Here is a 16868-nt window from a genome sequence, read left to right as displayed (position 1 = left end):
ACAGCCCGTGTAAAACTAATACTGTAATTTAGTTGGATAAATTAAAAATAAAACGGAGTTATTAGACGAACTGACGTATTTGTATAAATATAAAAAAAAGGTTTTCTTTAGCGTTTTCTAACGAGAGCAGTAATAAAAAAAACCTTAAATTTGTCTAATAAACAATATAATATAAGAGAAAAATAAATTCAAATTATAATTTAGTGTAATAACTGTCATTGGTTTTATAAAATCGCCAAAAATTTTAAAAATCGACCAAATTTTAGTTATAGCACTCACGCTTTGGCGTGAGCTGTTATACGTGGTCGATTGGGTGTTTGGCGATACCTTTAAAACTTGTAATTTCAGTCTCACGTTTTTTTTGTGCCCAAAATTTATGAAACAACTAGGAAAAATGTCTAATAGAAGTGTAACCAAAAGAGAGAGTCAAATGCTTACTGACTATTGGCAAATAGAAAGAGAAAACGGTATTGAAACATTTGTTTTTTCAGAAAATGAATTTTTAAAGAAATATGCTAGTACAAGCTATTTTAAAAAATTAAGAAGTTTAGAAACTTTTGCAATCTATCAAGTAGAAGAATGTAGTGTTTGTTTAAAACCTTTTACTATGGTATTAAACGATAGAACTCACGTAAAATCTTATATGCAATCTAAAAATAAATGTTGTCGAATTTGTGGACATTTTGATACTTCCATAAAAAACTCAAATACTAAATAAATATTAATAACTCAATAAAACAACTATGAAAATTAAAACATCAATCCTAACAATTTTATTTTTTACAACTCTAATATCTTGTAGTCAAGACAAGCTAACAAAAGATATGGCTAAATCGATGGTTATTGATTGTCAAAAAAGGGAAAGTTATTCTAAAACTAGAAGAGTTTCATACGGAACTGTTCAACAATGGGATATATTTAAAAAGAAATTTCCAAATTTTTTAAAAACTGAAAGAGAATTCGAGAAACTAGGACTTTTAAAAGTTGGAAAATTACAACGCATTAAAGGCGATATGGGATTTAAAGATAGCTACGAAATTACTTTAACACCAAAAGGAGAGAAACATCTTTTGAAATCTGAAACGGACTATAAAGGAGAAATTACGGGAAAGTTTATTACTTGTGAATACAAGTTTGAAAATATAGCAGAAATTCACGAAATTCCAGAAAAGAATATTGCTAAAGTAAAAATTAGAATCATCCGTTTTAATGAAACTCCTTTTTTTGAAGAAAGTAAATCAACACCAAAAGAAAAATTTGAAACCGTTATGTTTAGAAAAACAACAGATGGCTGGAAGCTTTGTGATAAAAAATAATTTACAAACCACTTGTACGTGTCGCCTGCCGCTAGGGCACATTTTAAAAACAAATTGATTTTTTGAGCATTGCAATGAAGAGAAAAATCAACTTATTTTGAAAACGGAATATCGTTAAGTAATTATTTGTTTACATAAATATATTATTAGGTGTATATTCAAGTATATATTAACTCAATTTAATATTTTAGTAGAATAAAATAATCAAGCAATTATCGTTATTATATTGCAAGTTAAAGTAATAAATAAGACAGATAAATTTAAAAATTATGATAACAGAAAAAAAATATGAAGAAGCAAATATTGAATTAGAAGAATTGATAAAACAATTTGATGCAGGAGAAAATGTTGATGAAAGATTAAATTTAGTAAGTGATATTATAGAAGCCTATGAAGAAATTCATTATCCAATCATTTAGATAACAAAAGGATAAAGTGGTAAAATAATATCTCTATTAAAAATTAAAAAGACACATAAAATTTCATCTTTTATTATCTCAAATCAGTTAAATTTGAGTGAAATTAAATAAAAATGAAAGAACCTGGAGAAGTATCTGCTATAGTAGGTTATAATAAACAATATGAAATTTGTGCTTTAGAAATATATGAAGCACTTCTGGATAATCAATTAGTGAAAGTCGAGTTTGCGTCAAACAAATATGAAAAACTGGATGATGTTCTTATAATCAATAAAGACTCCATTATAGCTTATCAGGTTAAAGATATTGGTGTAAATTTCACTTATAGTAACTTTACAACTTCTGATACTACTAGTCTTTTTGAGGGCTGTTTTAATGATTGGAAGTCGTTAAGGAGCGAATACCCAAATAAAGAAATTACAGCTTGTTATGTTTCCAATCAAAAACCTTCTTCTCATGATAAAATTAATTCCTTTTCTGAAGAGAACCTACCTTCCTTTAAAAAGTTTAAAGATGAGTTTTGGGAAAAAACAAACTCAAATGAGTTAAACCTAGATTCCATTTCTAACGGATGGAAAAGAACTTTTGAAGAATTAAAAAAAATATCAAAATCAACAGATGAAGAGCTAATTGAATTTATTAAATCGTTTAGTTTTATTCTTGAAGATGAGTATATTAAAGTCCAAAAAACCTTTAAGGGAAATAATTATCAAAGAATTACTGATGTAGATAAAATTTCCAAACAAATTTTTTCAATAATTGGAAGAAGAGGTAGAGTTACTCTTAATAGGTTTGAATTATTGAAAGAATTTGGTTTATTGTCTCGTTACGAAACTCATTTTAAGCACTCTTTTTTTGTTGACGAGGAGCATTATCAACCTATTGACGAAACAATTAATGAAATTGATAACTTGATAGGTAATGTTAGCTCTGGTTATATTGCTTTAATTGGTAATGCAGGTTCAGGTAAATCAACCTTATTAACTAAATGGATTAGGAATAGAAAAGAAAATGTTTTAAGGTATTATGCTTATGTTAATAAAGAGATTAATAATGAATTTGGTTTTAGAGGAGAGGCTGAAATATTTTTAAAGGATTTACTTATACAGGTTCGTGAAAATCAATTATCTCAACAAGAAAATTTACCATCAAATAATATACAAGAGTTACAGAAGCATCTTTTTTCAGAGTTAAAAAAGTTAGAATATAATGATGAAAAAACTTTTATCATTGTTGATGGTTTAGACCATATAGAAAGAGAGCAAAACGTTAATCGTAGTTTAATAGATATTCTTCCTAACCCAAATCAAATACCTAAAAACATATATTTTATCTTAGGTACTAGAACAACTGAAAATTTAGAAGGTTTACCAGATAGGATTAAAATTAATATTCAAAATGAAAATAGAATCATAAGTATTCGTCCATTTTCATTTACACAAACAAAACTGCTAATAGAGTCTCATAATATTAAATTAGACAATGAGCAAATTCAAAGTTTACAAAAAAACACTCTTGGTCATCCATTATTTTTGAGATACACAATTGAGGAACTTAAGAGTTCAGATAAATCCAAGTATAATCACATAATTACTCAAAAAGATTTTAAAGGAGATATTTATGATGAGTATAGAATATTTTGGAATAAAAATAAAAATGAAGATAATTTTATTGAAATATTAGGGATTATATCACGATTTAGGTATTCATATATAGACCTTAACTTATTAGAAAACTTTATAACTAAAAGAGTTGATTGGGATAAAGTTCAGAAAGTATCAGAGCATTATTTTTTTAAAAAGAAAAATGTTTGGCAATATTTCCACAATAGCTTTAAAGAGTTTTTGAAAGAAGAAACTGCCAAAAATTTTATAACCAATGAGTATGATAAAAAGAGAAATATTAAATATCATAAAACAATATTTAATGTAATAAGAGATGTTAACAATGAATATAAATTTAATATATTATATCATCTTTTTGAAGCTGAAGACTATCAAAATATTGTAGAAATAGCTAGCCAATCTTACTTCAGAGAACAGTGGTATCGTTTTAGAAACTATAGATATATTTTTGAAGATATAAAACTAGCTGCTAAATCGTCTTATTTGGCAAAAAGTCCCAAAAGTTTATTTAGTTGTTTTCTGGCTAATATCGAAATAAATCAAAGAATAAATATTTTTACACCAAATAGCCATTCTGAAGTTTTTTTTAGATTAAATAGAATAGATATTGCAAATTCTTTCATTTTCAATGCTACTGAAATTTTTGTTACTAAAGGAGAAGTTTTAAACTATGCCTTGGAATTATATAAATCTGGTTATATTGATTTAGCGTCAGAACTTCTTAAAAAAGGCGAGCCAGACTTCCAATTGAATATTTCAAAAGAAGTATCTCCAAATTATTATGATAGTAATGAATTAACAGAAATTGATGAAGTTTCATTGATTGTTGATTGGGTAAAACTTTCTAGCTTATTTTATCCATTGGATGATATTTTTAAAAGAATTGCTAGTTTAAAGATTAGATATGATGAAAGAAGTCATTATAAGGAAAATGAAAGAAATCTCTTTATAGAATCAATAGAAGAATTAACTAGTTTATTTATAGAATTAAAAGATTGGAAAAAGTTGAAAAACCTTGCTTTTTTTGTAGAAAAATCTCCAATTAATAATCAGTTTTTCTTTTATTTTGATATAGTTTGGCGACTTGGAAATAAAGATGAATATTATTCAGAATGCCTAAATAAGCTTAATGACTGGAATGAATCTAAAGTAAACCCTGTAAACAAGAGATTAGCTTTAATTCAAGTTTTTCATTTAAAGGACATTAACAAAGGAAAAATATATTTTAATTTATTAGCATCCCCAATAGAGATAAAAGAGTCAGATAATATTGATAGATTTGAGAGTAGTTTTTTATTATACATTTTTGAATATTCTAAACTTTTTTATATTACCAGTCAAGAGTTTTCAAAAAGTCCAAGTTTATTTTCTCCAATAGATAAAAAAAATATTGTTTCTGCTTATTATCAGGAGTTTGCAGAACTAGGTAAATCCTATGCATATATTTATCACAACAAAAAAGATGCATCTAAAGGATTTATTTTTAGATTAAATTCAATAATGAATTATTTTCATTATAGTGTTTCTGACTATGAGTATGAGTATTACATTCATAATAATAAGTATATATTAGTAAATCTTATTCTTGAAATTAGCGAAAGAATATCAATAGATTTTTTTAATTCTGTACTTGATGTGATAGATAAAGAATGGGATAATTATTCTAGGTTTTGGAAAGATAGAGACAAGCAAAATGTTATCGAGTTTGTCATCAAATCAAATATCAACAATGAATGGTGTATTAAGCATCTGGAATCTTTAGACCTTTCTATTTTTGAAGATAACGATATTGATGGGAGAATTGAAAGAGGTGCTGAACAAATAAAATTATGGAGTTTATCTAATAAGAATAATAAAGCTGAAAATATTTTAAATCAAATAATGTCTATTTCAGTTGATGTTAGATACGAAAAGGAGCATCAACTCGATTATATGATGAATTGGTTATATAAAATGAAAGGAGAAGTAACTCCAGAATTTACCTCCTATTTAAAAAGTTTAGATTCTATAAAATATAAAACAAGTAATTCATCTGATTATCTAGCAGAAGAAATTTTACGTTTTTCATTAGATAAAGGAAATGGATTCGAATTATTTAAATATTTACTATTTGAATCTTTTATTAACTTGAACGATAGCTTAGAAATTGTATTAACTTATCTAGTTAATAAATCTCCTGAAAATTGGAGGCTCTTTTATAAATTATTTTCTAGAATAGTTCTTAACTGTGATGGAGGTTATGGAGGTAGAAATATTTTTTTAAAAGAGCTCTTTTCCATTAAGTTAAAAGAAAATGATGTTAAATTTATTTCTAATGAAATTGAAATTCATTCAATATCAGAACAAAGAAAAGGGTACTTATTAGAGGTTAAAAAATATGCAGAATCCAATGGACTTAAAATTGAAGATATTGATATAAAACATAAGTCCGAACCTAAACAAGACTCTTATAGTTCATCAGTTTTAAGATTAAAAAATGATACGACTCTATCTTTAGATGAGGTATTAAATCAAGTCAATTCTTATAAGGATTTTGAAAATTTATTCAAAAAAGAAGACACATCTAATAATTATTTTAAATGGTCAAAAATAATAACAAAAAAATTAGACCAATTAAATGATTCAGAAATAACAAAAATAATAAAAAAAGGACATTTGAATACTTCCAGCTTAGTTGAAGTAGCAAGTATGTTGTATGAACAAAATCGAAGTAGTGATTTAGTTAAATCTATTATAATGATAGCTATTAATGAGTCTTCAAATTCAAATTGGGATAAAGGTTATGATGGGGGTAGTAAAATAGAAGCATATAATATTTTAGATAAAATAGAAAATAAAGATGTGGTTAGTGATTTGGTATTTAATGACCTATCTGATAATATCCAAATTTCAAGTAATCATTTTTTAAGTTTTGTGGACGAAATATTTAAGTTAATTGATAAAAATTTTAATTATGATGAATATTATAAATTTATAAAAGAATACAAAGAGCAAATCATAAATATTCATTTAAAGGATTATCCCACACCAACAATAGTTGGAGATGCATCTGATTATGAGTTTCTCAAAAAAGTAATTCTTTTTTTAAGTGAAATCCCTAGCGGGTTTGATGATATATTATTTGAAATATTAAATGAGGAATTTGATAGAAATAAATTACTAATAAAGGATGTTCTAGAGCAATTTTATAATAGTAAACTCTATTTTAAATTTATTAAACTGCTATCGATTTTAAGCATAAATAACATTGATTTTGTTTCACCATATAGAGATAAAGTTATTATGTTATTTAATAACGAGAGGTATGATATACAATCTATTAGCCTTAAAATATTAGATAGATTAAAAATTGATTATAAATCTTTATTGATTGAAAAGAATAGAGAAGTTCCATTTATATATAAAATGGAAATTCCTTATCAACCAGAAATAGTTATCTCTGATGAGCAGAGAATGGAAAGATTAGGGAAAACTGGTTTTTTAAGAATGACAAATGACCCTTTAGAGTTTTGTCATTTGTACATACCTGACATTAAGGAAATATCAAGAATAAGTGGTTTTAGTAAAATAAATATTGCTCATCGAATAAAAAGTTTAGGAGAAAAATATTATCAAGAACCAGATTGGTTGAAAGGTCTTTCTGAAGAAGAAATAAGAAATATTTATGAATACAAGCTTTACTTAAAGATTCCTTATAAGAGACCACAATATCAAAAAGTTTGGCAAGGATTAATGATGGTTCTTAAAGAATTATGGGAGTTAGAGATTTTAGATAGAGGAACTGCTGATTTTATTTCAAACTCTTTTGATGAGAAAATATTTTTTATATCCCCAATTAAAAAACCTGATTTCATTAACCCAATAATTAAAAATGAAAAAGATTATGCGCCTTCTACAGATGAGAATTGGGTTTATCAATTGTCAAATGAATATTTAGAGGAGAATCTGGTTCTTAAGTCTAAAAATGATTTATATATCCTTGCTGAACATTCTATAATTGATGGTCAAGGGGATGGAATGTGTAGTGAGATAAGACAGTCTTTTGTAGAGAGTCTTGAACAGGGATTAGATGATTATTATATTTTTAATACATGTACTAAAGTATATATTGATGAATATGAAAATATAAATAAAGGTGGAATTTGTCTTTATAATTGGATGCATACTACTTCTAAAAAACGTAATTGGCTTGCTATCAATCCAAGATTAGCTTATGCAATGAATCTAAAACTAAGTAATGAAGGAAATTTTAGATGGTTGGATGAAAACGACAATATTGTTGTAGAATCATTTTATTGGAAAAGCAATGATGAAAATAATAGAAATAGAAATTTACATTCAGAAAGTGGTCAAGGATGGTTTGTTAATATTACGGAAGATGGATTAGATAGAATTAAAAGTTTAGGTGTAGATGTACTCTATCATCATAGAAAAATTTCTAGAAGATTGGAGTTTAGCCAAAGAAAGTATAATAAAAGTTTTGTAAAAGAGAATCAATTAAATTCAATAGAAGAAATTTAATTTTTTGAATTTATAATCTAAATTTATTTAGATTATAAAACATTACTTAAAACGGTTAAAAAATAGTTGTACATTTATCCACTAAACAACAGCTAAAAGAAAATAAAAGTGTACAGCTTTAGTACACCTAAACTGCTACAAACCCAATAGAATAAGCAAATATTACATTTTGTATTGGGAAATAGATTTGTTTTCCTTTCGTAGTACTTTGTTTGACTTTGGTAAACAAAAGTGTATGTAAAAGAAAAAAAAACTCTAGCAATAAATGCTAAAGTTTTTTTTATAGTTGGTGTGTCTCGTCCTGTTTTTTTAATCTTATGAGCATTTTCTGATGCTTCAATAGTAAAATATCCTTCATCCATTTCTATCATTCCTTCTAAAGTATATCTATCATCTCTACTACCCATCGCTTTTCTTAATTTATGAACCATAGCCCAAACAGGTTCATAGCGTTTTAATCCTAATTGACGTTGTATTTCTTTGGATGAGAAACCTTTTTTAGTTGTTGTCAACAAAAACATTATTTTATACCAAATCAAAAAAGATAATTTTGAACTTTGCATAACTGTGCCACTTCTTAATGAAGTTCTACTTCTGCAAGATTTACACTCATAACTCCATTGACTCTTTATCCAATAATGAGCTGTATTTGAACATTTTCTGCAAATTACTCCGATTTTATCTCGTTCTTCTTTGAAATGATTTCTACAAGAATCTTCACTGTCAAACTCTGCTGTAAATCTAAAAATATTCATATATTTATTTTCTTAAAGATAAGAAATAATTATCAATTATTAGTGATTACGGATATACAGTACTTTTTTCACAAAAAAGTACTTATCAATTTAAATACTATTTTCAAATTTGTACATAAAAGTGAAAAAGGGTTTAAGCTCGAGTTAAAAATGTATCCATTTTTTACTATTTAGCATATATTTATTTATAGGTATTTTCAATAATGTCATCTATTGGTATTTTGTTTGATGCGTTTGGAAAAGGTATATCTAGCAACATACTTAACGTAGGAGCTATTTGGGTAATTTTTACTGAAAGTGCAGTTTCACCTTTTCTTATATTGTAGCCATACCAAATTAAAGGCACATGTGTATCATTGTTATAAGAAGTTGTATGAGTAGTTCCATAACTCCTTTTTTCCATCCAACCAGGTACTACTTGATACATAATATCACCTGATACTTTCGAATTAAAGCTATTTCTAAAAATAGTAGTCTTACTACTTTTATTAAAAGTAGTAATATTTGGGATAAAAACGTCTTTTATTCCTTCCATTCTTTTTAAGAAAACTAAAGATTTTTTTAATACTTCTTCTTTATTTTTAAGATCCTTTTTAAGATAAATCTGTGTTTTATCGATATAAGAGATGTAATCTTTTGGAAATATTTCTTTTGATAAATAAGTATTCAGTTTTATTCTAATTTCTTTAGAGCTAATAAACTTACCTGGCAAATGATTAGAATTTAAAAATGGAGGGTTATCACTGCTACCATGATCAGATGTTAAAACTAGCATATACTTTCTTTTACCAACTTCTTTATTTAAAGTTTTAATTATTTTGGCAATCTCTCTATCCATTCTTAAATAGGTGTCTTCTATTTCTTTAGATCTAATTCCAAAATTATGACCAATATAATCTGTACTAGAAAAACTAATTGCTAAAAAATCAGTCTCATTTCCTTTGCCTAATTTTTCCCCTTTTATTGATGCTTTAAATAGTTCTGTTAATAAAGTGTTTCCTTGAGGAATTTGAGGTAATAAATTATAATTGCCATTATTTTTTCTTAACTCCTTTAATGTATATGGAAACGTGCTTTTCTCACGACCATTAAATACTTTTTCAAAAGAAGCATTGTCTATACTACTATTCTTGTAATGTTTGATAGGTAATAGTGGATTCCAAGTTAAATTTAATAAGGAGTCTGCTATTTTTTTATTATTAAATTTTTTTAACCAAGAAGGTAATTCTTCAATATAATATGAACTAGTAATAAAGTGACCATTGTTGTTGTTGTACCAAAAAGCATAATCTGCTAAATGACCACCAGGAAAAATAGCTCCACGATCTTTTATAGAAATACTGATTACTTTAGCTCTGTTATTAGTAAATAACTTTAACTCATCAGTTATAGTTGTGGTTTTAAGATTTTTTGGTGATCTCTGAAATTTTTTACTCCTAGTATCTTTTATTATACCCGAATTATCTACTAAAAATACTGAAGTATCTTCAGCAGAATTGATCATTTTATTTTCTTTCCGATCAAACCAATTGTTATATATTATTCCATGTTCTGATGGAGTTGTGCCAGTATAAATACTACTATGACCAGGAGCAGTTGCTGTTGGAATATAATTATAATGCGTGTTTTTCACATTAAAACCTTCTCGAAGTAGAAGTTTAAAACCATCTTCTGAATAATTATCTTGGAAACGATATAAGTATTCTGCTCTCATCTGATCTATAACTATAAAAATAACAAGTTTTGGCTTTTCTTTTTTTTGAGAAGAGTGGTTGCAAGCAATAAATAAAAAAAAGAAGGATAAAGTGATTATTTTTAAAGTATACGTTCTAGACATTTTATAAAGAATTAATGTTGTATAACATTTTAAAGGATACAAAAAAAGGCTACAGAGTATAACGATTCGTTCTGTAGCCTTCTTAAATAGTAATAAATAAAAATTATTTTTTTATAATCTTTTTAGTTACAGATTTATTTTCAAACTCTAATTTCAAAAAATAACTACCAGAAGAAACTTGAGAAATATCAATTGAATTTTTAGAAGAGCTTTTAATTACTCTTCCTGTATAATCTATTAGTTGAATGCCTATTAATTCTTTATTACCAGTATTCGTATATACTATACTACTTGAAGGGTTTGGAAAAACGGTTATACTATTACTTAATATTTTAGAGCTATCTAGTTTTAATACTGCACCACTATTTAAATACATTTCAGTAATTCTCGTAGTTGAATACCCAACAATAATAATGTCTTTTGTACCATTACCATCTACATCGCCAATAGCTATATCTGCATTATTAATCCCCGTAATTGTTTCTGATGTCTTTTCTGTGAAAATCCCTGAACCATTATTACTATATAATCTTGTAAATCTATTTCCTTCAGTATTCTCATAACCAGATATTAAAACATCTTGATGGCCATCGTTATCTGCATCAAAGAAATCTACTGTACCTGCATTCCCACCAAAAAATGGAGTATCAGTCACCAATGTAAAAAATCCTGAACCGTTATTTGTGTATAAGTATGCTTCTCTATCTGAAGATGCAAATCTTCCACTAATTAATAAATCTTGATCCCCATCACCGTCAATATCAGCAAAATCTGCATCAGAATCTCTCATATCTGTAAATAAAGCAGAGGCAGCTGCGTCTTCAGTAAATACACCTGTACCATCATTCAAATAAAGTTTTGTTAACTCCCCAGGACCATCATCACCCGTTATTAATAGATCTACATCACCATCGCCATCTACATCCGCTAAATCTACGTCACCTTCATTTGCTGATGCAAATGCAGGGCTTGCTGTAAATATGGTAAATGTTCCTGTACCATCATTTTTATAAACAACGGAAATTCTAGCTGCAGCCGCTGTATTATATCCAGAGATAATAACATCTAAATCGGCATCGCCATCTAAATCGGCTATTACAACATCACCAACACTTACATCTAGAAAAGGAGTACCAGATACTAATGTAAAGTTACCAGAACCATCGTTTGTATACATGTTTGCAACTCTTCCACCAGAAATACTTCCAGTTAAAATAAGATCTTGATCACCATCACCATCTAAATCTGCAAATGCAGCACTTGCACTTTCAACAGCTGTGAAAGGAGTGCCTGCTACTAAAGCAAAATTACCACTACCATCATTTGTGTATAATTCTGCTATACCCTGAAAACCAGAGCCTCCTTGGTCTCCTGTATTAAAAAAGTCTAAATCTCCATCGCCGTCAATATCTACTAAATGAGCAGAACCATCAGTAGTTCCAGTAAAAGATGTGCCAGACACCAAAGAGAAATTTTGTGCGACTAAACTAGTACACAGTAAAATTGATAAAAAAGTAATTGTTATTTTCATTGTCTAAAATTTAAGTTAATAATTATTTGTAAGTTATGTTTAAAAACAGATATAACAATATTGAAAGGAGAGAAATTTTATATGATATGTGTGAAATTTTATTAAAATATGTGTGAAATTTTGATTTAAAAATTAAAATAACACAAGAATAATTTATTGTTTATAAGTGTATTTTTTAAACTCTTCTAAACAGAATATTCATCTAAAAATACTTCTTCAATTTTCTTAAAATAAAAAGCCAGTGAAGATATAATTTCACCGGCTTAATTAATTATAATTATACAAAATTTAAAAGCCAGTACCTGGGGCTTCAGGGCTAGCAGCTTGTGCTTTCTGTGGATTTAAAATCATATAAGTTCCTAAGGCAGTTAGTGCTGTATATTTACCGTAATTACCAATTTTTTTAAGAGCGTCTTTACGAGTGATTTCTTGACTGTTTTCTATGTTTTTTTTCATGATGTCTTGTTTTTTATATTCTCGTAAATTATTCTATAATTATTTTTTTATTTAGGTTTCCTGTTTCAGTTTGAAGTTTTACAACATAAACTCCTTTTGTTAAAATTGGTAATAAAATGTTATTTACATTATCGCCTTCAAAAGAAGTTATCATAACTTCTTTTCCTAAAATGTTGAATAGAGAAACAGTAGTTTTCCTTTTTTGTAAACCTATAATTTTTAAGTTATTATTACTAGTGCTATAAATACTTACACTATTTAACAAATCTGAATCCGAATCTAAACCTAATACAGAAGAAGTACTTGTATGTAAGAAAAAACGACCTTTTGTTACTGCTTCAGAAACTGTTGTTTTATATTCTGAATTTATTTCACCTAATCGTGTAAACGTATTATTTGTTCGATCTTCTAAATATACATTATAACCTTCAATTAAATTTATAGCGTTTGCTTTAAAGGTAATTTCTGAACCAACTTTCGCATTCACACCTACAGGAACAATCATCTCTTGAAAATTTGCATTAGGTAAAGCTTGGATGGCTAATTTTTTACCTGTATTACTTTCTACTAGCTCAGTATATAAAGCAAATTCTGAACTATAACCACCGAACATAGAACTATCAAAACCATTATCAAAAGAAGTTGTAGAGTTTTCTATATATCTAATAGAAGTACTTCTGCTAATATTAGTTGTTGCAATTGATAAATCTATTTCAAATCTACCATTAGAAGTTTTGTAAAAGCCATCAATTTTTGAGTGCGTTTGCATATTTTCTTTAAATTTAAAATTACCTCCACCAGTTTTTGCTTTTACAAAGAAACCTTGTATAGGCGATATGTGATATGCTGCTACGTCTCCAATATTTTTTGTTACCCAATCTCCTGACCCACCTATCGTATTGTCCCAAAACCACAAAGTAGCTTCATCCAAAATTGTAGCGTTTTCAGCTAAAACGTTATTGGTTGCATGTGCGGTTGTATTTGCGTATAAATAAGCAGTAAAAGGGTTACCTACTAAATTGAAACCATTACCACCGTCTGAAATAGTATAAGATAAATCTACATTATTTAGTTGACCTTTAAATTCAACATCTGGTTTCGTAATATCTACTGTATTATTTACTTTAGTAGAATACCCTTGACCTTTCCCAAATACATCAGTTATATTTGGTAATGGATTAGAGAAATAAGTGTATTTTAATCCTGTAGTATTTGCATCATTATAGGAAGCTAATGAATATTTACTACTGCCATTTGTTACAATTGTTGTTGCATCATTAATAAAATTATTAATTGTTGCTTGCTTCAAAGGAGAAGAAATTAAATGCCAATTATCGTTACTTGGTAATCTTAATTTGGCTGAAATATTACATCCCGTATGCATCCCTCCAAAAATTAATGTTCCCATATTTTTATTATTTTCAGGAACAAAAAGGATATTACTATTTGACGTTGTAGTAACATCTTTTGTTATTGTTAAATTTTGTTCGGCATTTATAAGAAGTTGACTGGTACCTATAGTTTTAATTGATTTAGCTGCTACTCCAGTTGTTCTTATTGTTACACTATGATTAGAAGAAATTACTACATCATTTGTAGTAGTAGGTACTACACCACCTACCCAAGTAGTGGTTTCATCCCAAAAACCATTTGCAGAAGATGTTATTTGTACTGAAGTGTTTGAATTTGTATACATTTCGGTAATTCTTGTAGTTGAGAAACCAACAATAATTATATCCTTTGTACCATTTCCATCTACATCACCAATGGCTATATCTGCATTATTAATACCAGTAATTGCTACGGACGTTTCTTCTGTAAAAACTCCTGAACCATTATTGCTAAATAATCTTGTAAATCTATTCCCTACAGTATTTTCGTAACCAGAAATTAACACGTCTTCATCACCGTCATTATCCGCATCAAAAAAGTCAACTGTTCCAGCATTTCCTCCAAAAAAAGGAGTTCCAGTAACTAAAGTAAAAGAACCAGAGCCATCATTCGTATATAAATATGCTTCTCTGTCTGAAGACGCAAACCTACCAGAAATTAATAAATCTTGGTCACCATCTCCATCAATATCTGCAAAATCTGCATCTGAATCTCTTAAGTCTGTAAATAGAGTAGAGGCAGTAGCATCTTCTGTAAAGACTCCAGCACCATCATTAATGAAAAGTTTTGTTAATTCACCAGGACCATCATCACCCGTAATTAATAGATCTACATCGCCATCGCCATCAACATCTGCTACATCTACGTCACCTTCATTTGCTGCTGCAAATGCTGGACTTGCTGTAAACTCGGTAAATGTTCCTGAACCATCATTTTTATAAACAACAGAAATTCTAGCAGCTGCAGCTGAGTTATATCCAGAGATAATAACATCTAAGTCTGTATCACCATCTAAATCTGAAATGACCACATCACCAACGCTAACATCTAAAAAAGGTGTCCCCGCTACCAAAGTAAATATACCCGTACCATCATTTGTGTACATATTTGCAATTCTTCCCCCAGAAATGCTTCCCGTTAAAATAAGGTCTTGATCACAATCACCATCTAAATCTGCAAATGCAGCACTTGCACTTTCAACCCCTGCGAAAGGAGTACCTGCTACTAAAGTAAAATTACCACTACCATCATTGGTATATAATTCTGCTATCCCCTGAAACCCAGAGCCTCCTTGATCTCCTGTATTAAAAAAATCTAAGTCTCCATCACCGTCGATGTCTACAAGGTGAGCGGAGCCATCAGTTGTTCCAGTAAAAGGAGTCCCTGCTACTAAAGTAAAATTTTGTGCACCTAATGTAGTGCAAAGTAAAATTGATGCAAAAGTAATTATTTTTTTCATTATCTAAAATTTAAGTTAATAATAGATAGTAAGTTATGTTCAAAAAACTGGTATTCCAATATTGAAAGGATGGAAATTATAGGTAAATAAGTATGAAATTATATACGAAAAAGTGTGAAATTTTAAATAAGTAGCTATATTGAACAAAATGTTTGCTTTTGCTGTTTGATTTTTTTGATTTTAAATAGTTGGGTTACCATTTAAGTTTCGTATTTTATTTTTCAATATATTAAGACCGTTGCAAAAGAATCATTCAATGTGGGCTAGATCTTTTTGTTTCTTTTTTAGTTAAGTTTTGTCTTTTAGTATACTTTTTATTGTGTTTTGGGTTTATATGCTTGTTTTTCAAACCGTATTTTTCTTAATTTTTACAATTAGACGCAATTATCTATGTACTTCGATACAAAATGTAATTCATGGCTTCCTTGAGGTTTTAAGTATACATTTTATAGACACCTCTATGTCTTGCTGTTCCACCACAAAACCATCGCTTTATACTGCCAAATTTGCGTTCTAACTTAAATCTTGTTTTCCGATAAGTTTATTGAATTTCTTTTCTCAAAGGATTAACAGTTTTTTTTTTAAGCCTTTTTTAGGATATGTTTTTAAACTTCGTTTTTAGTATCTCTTCGTTTTTATTTGATTGATAGCCTTTGTCTGCTTTTAAAGGAACGTCCTAAAACTAGGCCATAATTGTCTGTCACATGGTGCTTTTTGTAACAAAATCTATAAGCACCGTATCTTTTTTAACCATGCAGAATCAGTATCTACAGAATTTGCATACTCTTTTATAACCTCAACTTCTTGTTCGTCTTTTCTGTCTGTCCTCTATTACTTTATGATTGGTTTTGCCTTTGGGTTTTAAAGTTGTATCCATAACACTGTCATCATTTATAGCGCTAGTTTTTACAGTGATAATATGCGCTTCTAGCTGTTGGTTTATTTCTTTAAAAAAAGACTCGTAAGCTTTTGCTTTTGGCATGATGCTTCTAAAACAACTTAATGTACTGTGGTCTGGTGACACAGCATCTATATGTAAGCCACAAAAGTAACTACAGCAAATGCTATCGTTTACTCGATCTTCAACTTCATAATCACTCAAACCATACCATGTTTGTAGTAAACTAATTTTAAAAAGTAACAAACATTATAGCTTGGTTTGCCTATGGCACTTCTACCCTTGATATAGTGCTGTTTTAAAACTTTGGTAACGGAATCTCAATTTAATTGGGTGAAAAAAGCGCGTTTTATTTTTCGTGTGCGGAGATCACAAATTCTATCTGCTAATGTAAGTTGTTGTATAAATTTCATAAGATAAAAATGCAAATTAATAAGAAATTATACAATGCCTTGTAAAGATCTTATATTGTAAGTCCTTTTAACACCAATGGTTTAGACAAATTCTTAATTTTCAAATATCATGTTTTTGAGAACTAAATGGATAACCCAATTACATAGATTAAAAAGTTCTACGGAGTTATTACCAAATAACCTCGTGTTAAAAACACCTTAATATTAATAAAGTAGTAGATTTTTGGTTTAAAGTAAATTTGAGTA

General features: G+C 28.2%; 9 protein-coding genes and 1 pseudogene. 4 read left to right on the top strand and 6 right to left on the bottom strand.

Features of this window, described 5'->3' with window-relative positions; genetic code table 11:
- The first annotated feature begins 376 nt into the window (after window positions 1-376).
- The 4 genes from Q0998_RS16035 to Q0998_RS16020 all read left to right on the top strand — a co-directional run bounded on the left by Q0998_RS16035 (window position 377) and on the right by Q0998_RS16020 (window position 7881).
- A complete protein-coding gene (locus Q0998_RS16035; RefSeq protein WP_299671659.1) occupies window positions 377-718 on the top strand; it encodes a hypothetical protein in 342 nt (113 codons plus the stop codon).
- Window positions 719-743: 25 nt separating this feature from the next.
- Window positions 744-1316 (top strand): hypothetical protein, encoded by a 573-nt coding sequence (locus Q0998_RS16030; RefSeq protein ID WP_299671658.1) that lies wholly within the window; start codon window positions 744-746, stop codon window positions 1314-1316.
- A 269-nt stretch (window positions 1317-1585) separates the two neighbouring features.
- On the top strand, window positions 1586-1735 hold the full coding sequence (locus Q0998_RS16025) for a hypothetical protein (protein WP_299671656.1): 150 nt from the start codon (window positions 1586-1588) through the stop codon (window positions 1733-1735).
- Between the two features lie 113 nt (window positions 1736-1848).
- On the top strand, window positions 1849-7881 hold the full coding sequence (locus tag Q0998_RS16020; protein WP_299671654.1) for an ATP-binding protein: 6033 nt from the start codon (window positions 1849-1851) through the stop codon (window positions 7879-7881).
- Window positions 7882-8180: 299 nt separating this feature from the next.
- On the opposite strand, the pseudogene Q0998_RS16015 reads toward Q0998_RS16020, so the two are convergent.
- The 6 genes and pseudogenes from Q0998_RS16015 to Q0998_RS15990 all read right to left on the bottom strand — a co-directional run.
- Window positions 8181-8636 (bottom strand): annotated as a pseudogene (locus Q0998_RS16015) (IS1595 family transposase); the annotation flags it as partial.
- Window positions 8637-8817: 181 nt separating this feature from the next.
- Window positions 8818-10473: an alkaline phosphatase family protein gene (locus tag Q0998_RS16010; RefSeq protein WP_299671652.1), complete on the bottom strand. Its 1656-nt coding sequence runs from the start codon at window positions 10471-10473 to the stop codon at window positions 8818-8820.
- A 103-nt stretch (window positions 10474-10576) separates the two neighbouring features.
- Window positions 10577-12004, bottom strand: a complete 1428-nt coding sequence (locus Q0998_RS16005) for a T9SS type A sorting domain-containing protein (protein ID WP_299671650.1) — start codon at window positions 12002-12004, stop codon at window positions 10577-10579.
- A gap of 288 nt (window positions 12005-12292) precedes the next feature.
- The gene (locus Q0998_RS16000; protein WP_299671648.1) at window positions 12293-12460 is read right to left on the bottom strand and encodes a hypothetical protein; all 168 of its coding nucleotides are present in this window, start codon (window positions 12458-12460) and stop codon (window positions 12293-12295) included.
- A 28-nt stretch (window positions 12461-12488) separates the two neighbouring features.
- Entirely contained in the window at window positions 12489-15311 is a 2823-nt protein-coding gene (locus Q0998_RS15995) for a T9SS type A sorting domain-containing protein (protein ID WP_299671646.1), read from the bottom strand.
- Between the two features lie 796 nt (window positions 15312-16107).
- Window positions 16108-16455 (bottom strand): transposase, encoded by a 348-nt coding sequence (locus tag Q0998_RS15990; protein ID WP_299671644.1) that lies wholly within the window; start codon window positions 16453-16455, stop codon window positions 16108-16110.
- Window positions 16456-16868: the final 413 nt, after the last annotated feature.

The organism is uncultured Polaribacter sp., from assembly GCF_947501385.1.
Classification (GTDB): Bacteria; Bacteroidota; Bacteroidia; order Flavobacteriales; family Flavobacteriaceae; genus Polaribacter.
Note: the sequence above shows the minus strand (reverse complement) of the source record. Positions and strands in the feature narration are given on the sequence as shown.